Origin of the sequence: Porcipelethomonas sp. (assembly GCF_051893655.1) — a bacterium.
GTDB lineage: Bacteria > Bacillota > Clostridia > Oscillospirales > Ruminococcaceae > Porcipelethomonas.
The window spans coordinates 1-4,031 of record NZ_JBJFHN010000035.1; the positions used below are offsets into that span (position 1 = coordinate 1).

Below are 4,031 nucleotides of genomic sequence, written 5' to 3' on the forward strand. Positions count from 1 at the left end.
TATATCTCATAACTTGTATTATATCATATTTTTTCTATGTGGACAAGTTCTCATACACAAAAATATGATATTCATATAATGCTGCCGAATCGGAACCAAAATCATATTTCTTTCCCGATGACTTCTTAACAACTGTAACGGGTTTTCCTTGCTTTCCTGCACTAGGCATAAGATGCCACATCTTCAAATCATTTTTATATCTTTTCGAAATTTTATCTACTGATAAAGAAATTGCTCTATCTGCATTCTTGCCAATTGCCAGATTTTCTGTATATATCTGATATGTATTAATAAAATCAGAGAATGAATACTTCGGGTCTTCACCCGATTTAATTGCTTTTCTCTGTTCTTCAATCAAAGGGTTATTCCTATGAAGATAGCTAAATTTGCATTTATAGGCTGTAAGCGTTTCTATTCTCGCCATTCTATCAACCTTCCAATCATTTATAATTTATGTAAAAAGAATCAGAGCCATCATTCTCTTTGCAGAAAAAGAAGTATTTTACTTCCTGTATTATATCTTCTCTATTACATGATGTTACCTCAATATGAAGTATTTATCTATAATTATATCATATTTTCCAAAAAATTCAAGTACATAGCCGATTAATTAACAACCCCACAGCAGTTCATCTTCTGCTGTGGGGTTACCTTTACGTAACTACATTATATCACCCATTTATTTTATCCTCCTTTTCACGCAGAACCTCATCCGGAATCTCAACCTTCTCCCCCGTCATACGTTCATAGTACTCAATTGCCATGCACAGCAGAATTTTTCCTTCGTCTGTCTTTATAGCAACCGGATTTCCGTATTTAAACAGAAAATCGTCATCTTCAATATGGTCGCAGAATTCCTGTTGAGTAATCATATTTATGCTTGGTAATTTCACTGGTTTTCCCTCCCCTCTTTATCAATATCGGCAGCATTATCACATCACCTCCGTAAGATTTTAGTGCTGATATGTTAGCATAATTCTTACCGGATTACAACCAATAATTCCAACAAAATTCCGTCTTTATCTTTGTACTGTATGGTGAATTGATATTACCTCCCAAAGCAGGTATAATCGTACAATAACTGTTTTGGAGGAAGATTTATGAACAGAGAAGCTATGATTTTAAAAAGAAGACGTATTGAACTCGGTCTGTCCCAGACTGATGTAGCATTGAATTCCGGTATTTCAATTCAGCAGTATCAGAAATTTGAATATGGTGATCGTAAGCTGTCTAATTCAAGCATGGTTCTCGGTCTGCGTATATGTGCTGTTTTAGAACTTGATCCATACGAAGTTGCTTTTGAAAATGAAAAGGACTGGATGAAGAAAATACGATGATTTGTCACATCTGACAAATATGTATCAATTATCACCATATAAATTCTACCTGGTTTACAGTCAGCTGAACGTTGCTATAGTCCGGATATAATGGTAATATGTTCATGGACAAATAAGTCCATAATTATAGTGAACGCAAAAATAATTTTGCGTTCACTATAATGATTTATTTTATTGCCTTGCACATACGCTTACTTCGTAAGCTCCGTGCATATCAGCTAATAATAAACGAAAAATATTTTTCGTTTATTATAATTTACATCCGGAGGTGAAATATATGGATGATGTAAGAAAGCTTGCCGAAGAACGTGCTGCCAGACCCAGTTCTGTTCCCGCCGGTTCAAGCTTTGAATCTGAACGGCAAAAGCAAAAAGCTGCATTGGTAAGGCAGATTGACGAACTGGACGGAAGTAAAATCCGCAAGATTTCTGCCGCTTCTGAAAAGGCTGAAAGTAACAAGACTCTCCGTGTGGCAGCATACTGCCGTGTTTCCACTGACGATATTGACCAGGCAATTTCAATTGAACTGCAGATGCGTCAGTACAAGGAGAAAATAAAGTCAAATCCTGACTGGAAATATGCGGGAACTTATGTTGACAACGGCTTTTCGGGTACTAACACTGCACACCGTCCCGGTTTTCTGAAACTGATTGAAGATGCAAGAACCGGTAAAATTGATATGATTATTACAAAGGCGGTTTCACGTTTTGCACGTAATCTTCTTGATTGTATCGGGTACATAGAAGAACTGAAAAATCTTGACCCTCCTGTCAGAGTATTTTTTGAACAGGAAAATCTTGATACCGGGTTACAGACAAGCGGTATTATTCTTTTTGTTCTGGCTATGGTAGCTGAAGAAGAAAGCCACATGAAAAGCGAGGCTATGCTGTTATCCCTTGAATGGAGATTCAGCAGAGGGAGATTTCTAACTCCGTCACTGTTCGGTTATGACAAGATTGAAATACCGGACAGCTATGGCGGCAAAAGAAAAATGCTTCAGATTAATCAGCAGCAGGCACAGGTTGTAAAGTGGATGTACGCTGCGCTTTTAAACGGCAGCAGTACTGAGGAAATTGCCGGTGTGCTGACTGAACTTCAGATTCCTACCGGCGGAAGAAAAAAAGACGGTACCCTTAATACCAACTGGACAAGCGGTGGTGTCGTGGCAATTATGCGTAATGAACGATACTGCGGTGATGTACTTGCCAGAAAAACCTATACCCCGAATTTCAAGGATCATAAATCAAGAAAGAACCGGGGTAAGAAAAACAAGTACTATCAGCCCGACCACCACGATGCTATTGTTACCCGTGCTGTCTGGAATGCTTCACAACGTATTTTAAACAGCAGACGGTACGGACATGAAGGCTCATATCTTCCTATGCGTATTATTGACAAAGGTATACTTACAGGGTTTATTTCCATGAACCGTTCCTGGGCTGGATTTGATGCTGAAGATTATTACAGAGCGTCACAGATTGCAATGGGACTTCTGGACGAAGAGCTTGACGCTGATCTTGAAAATGAATATCTTCCTGACAGCGGTCACCGTATAGGGTGCATGATAGATGACCACGGCATTTCACAGATTGCCCGTGAACTGACTGAGGCTGAGCAGAAAATTAAAGATGAGTTAAGCGGAAACAATCAGAGCAGTTCTGATTATGAGGATAATGCCTCTGTTATCAGAACCTTTCAGGTTGTCAGCGGTGATATGTTCAGCAGAATAAACGAACCTGTTGTAAGAATCGGACAGAAAGACATTTCCTTTAACCAGTCCTGTACTGCAAAAATGAAAACCTCATTTGCAGAACTTCTTTTCAATCCCGTTGAGCGTATGATTGTTGTACGTCCCTGCGAAAGCAGTCATCCCAACGCAATAGAGTGGAACGGCAAACCCAAAGGGGCAAGTTCACTATGCAGAATCATCTATGAAAGCATGAACTGGGACAAGGAGTATACATACAGAATTCCCTGTCAGATTATGTCCTTCCCTATCCCCGACAACACTGTCAAGGACATTCTGATTTTTGACCTTGACAACTATATCGGCAGAGCAGTTAACAAAAAAGATGAGATTATCATTGCAAGAAACAATCAGAAAATTGCCGAGGAGCAGAATGATGATGCCAGGAGCTTTTACTATCCGCCTGAAGATGACGATGAACCTCAGGAGCTTATTGAAATTGCTGAACAGGTAAAAAAGGAACTGGAAATCAACAAGAAGATTTTCGGCATACCTGCATTTAAGCACACGTCGGCATTCCGGAGTATTGACGGTATAGGAACCTGGGAGGAGTGGCTGGCACCAGCACGTCCTCTGGACAAATCCCACAGGATTGACACCAGTGTCATAGACAGTCTTATGCGTGACATTAAAGATAATCCTCCTGAACTCCCGGAAGAAAAAACTGAAAATATCATAGAAACGGAGGGGTGATTATGTCCAGAGATCCATCAAAAAGCAGACCTCTTTCTGCTAATGTAAAACGTATGATGTGGCTGGAAAGAGCCGCACCTGAAAACAGCAAGGTACTGAATGCTCAGCGCACATTTACCGACAAGGATAAAATATACTGTCACAAGCAGGGCAAGCTTTTCATGGAGGCGGCAGCAATGGGATTTTCAATGGAGGATTTTGTACCCCTTTACATGAACAGTCAGCTGGCTGGAGTACTTGACTATTGTTTCTCC

At 39.9% G+C, this 4,031-nt stretch carries 5 protein-coding genes; 3 read left to right on the forward strand and 2 right to left on the reverse strand.

The genetic code is table 11. The features are described 5' to 3' along the window. Positions 1-34 precede the first annotated feature (34 nt). On the reverse strand, positions 35-424 hold the full coding sequence (locus ACI4WO_RS01900) for a hypothetical protein (RefSeq protein ID WP_439805866.1): 390 nt from the start codon (positions 422-424) through the stop codon (positions 35-37). Between the two features lie 247 nt (positions 425-671). Continuing rightward, positions 672-893: a hypothetical protein gene (locus ACI4WO_RS01905; protein ID WP_439805867.1), complete on the reverse strand. Its 222-nt coding sequence runs from the start codon at positions 891-893 to the stop codon at positions 672-674. A gap of 207 nt (positions 894-1,100) precedes the next feature. Between ACI4WO_RS01905 and ACI4WO_RS01910 the strand changes: the two genes are divergently transcribed. The 3 genes from ACI4WO_RS01910 to ACI4WO_RS01920 all read left to right on the forward strand — a co-directional run. Continuing rightward, positions 1,101-1,337, forward strand: coding sequence for a helix-turn-helix domain-containing protein (locus ACI4WO_RS01910; RefSeq protein ID WP_439805868.1), 237 nt, complete (start codon positions 1,101-1,103; stop codon positions 1,335-1,337). A 277-nt stretch (positions 1,338-1,614) separates the two neighbouring features. Continuing rightward, complete coding sequence (locus ACI4WO_RS01915) at positions 1,615-3,777, forward strand: recombinase family protein (protein ID WP_439805869.1); 2,163 nt, start codon at positions 1,615-1,617, stop codon at positions 3,775-3,777. A gap of 2 nt (positions 3,778-3,779) precedes the next feature. Then, a partial coding sequence (locus tag ACI4WO_RS01920) for a hypothetical protein (RefSeq protein ID WP_439805870.1) occupies positions 3,780-4,031 on the forward strand: 252 nt, incomplete at its 3' end.

Bases quoted from the DNA above. Each gene is read 5' to 3' on its own strand.
- ACI4WO_RS01915 (WP_439805869.1), top strand. From the start codon at position 1,615: ATGGATGATGTAAGAAAGCTTGCCGAAGAACGTGCTGCCAGACCCAGT.
- ACI4WO_RS01910 (WP_439805868.1), top strand. From the start codon at position 1,101: ATGAACAGAGAAGCTATGATTTTAAAAAGAAGACGTATTGAACTCGGT.
- ACI4WO_RS01900 (WP_439805866.1), bottom strand. From the start codon at position 424: ATGGCGAGAATAGAAACGCTTACAGCCTATAAATGCAAATTTAGCTAT.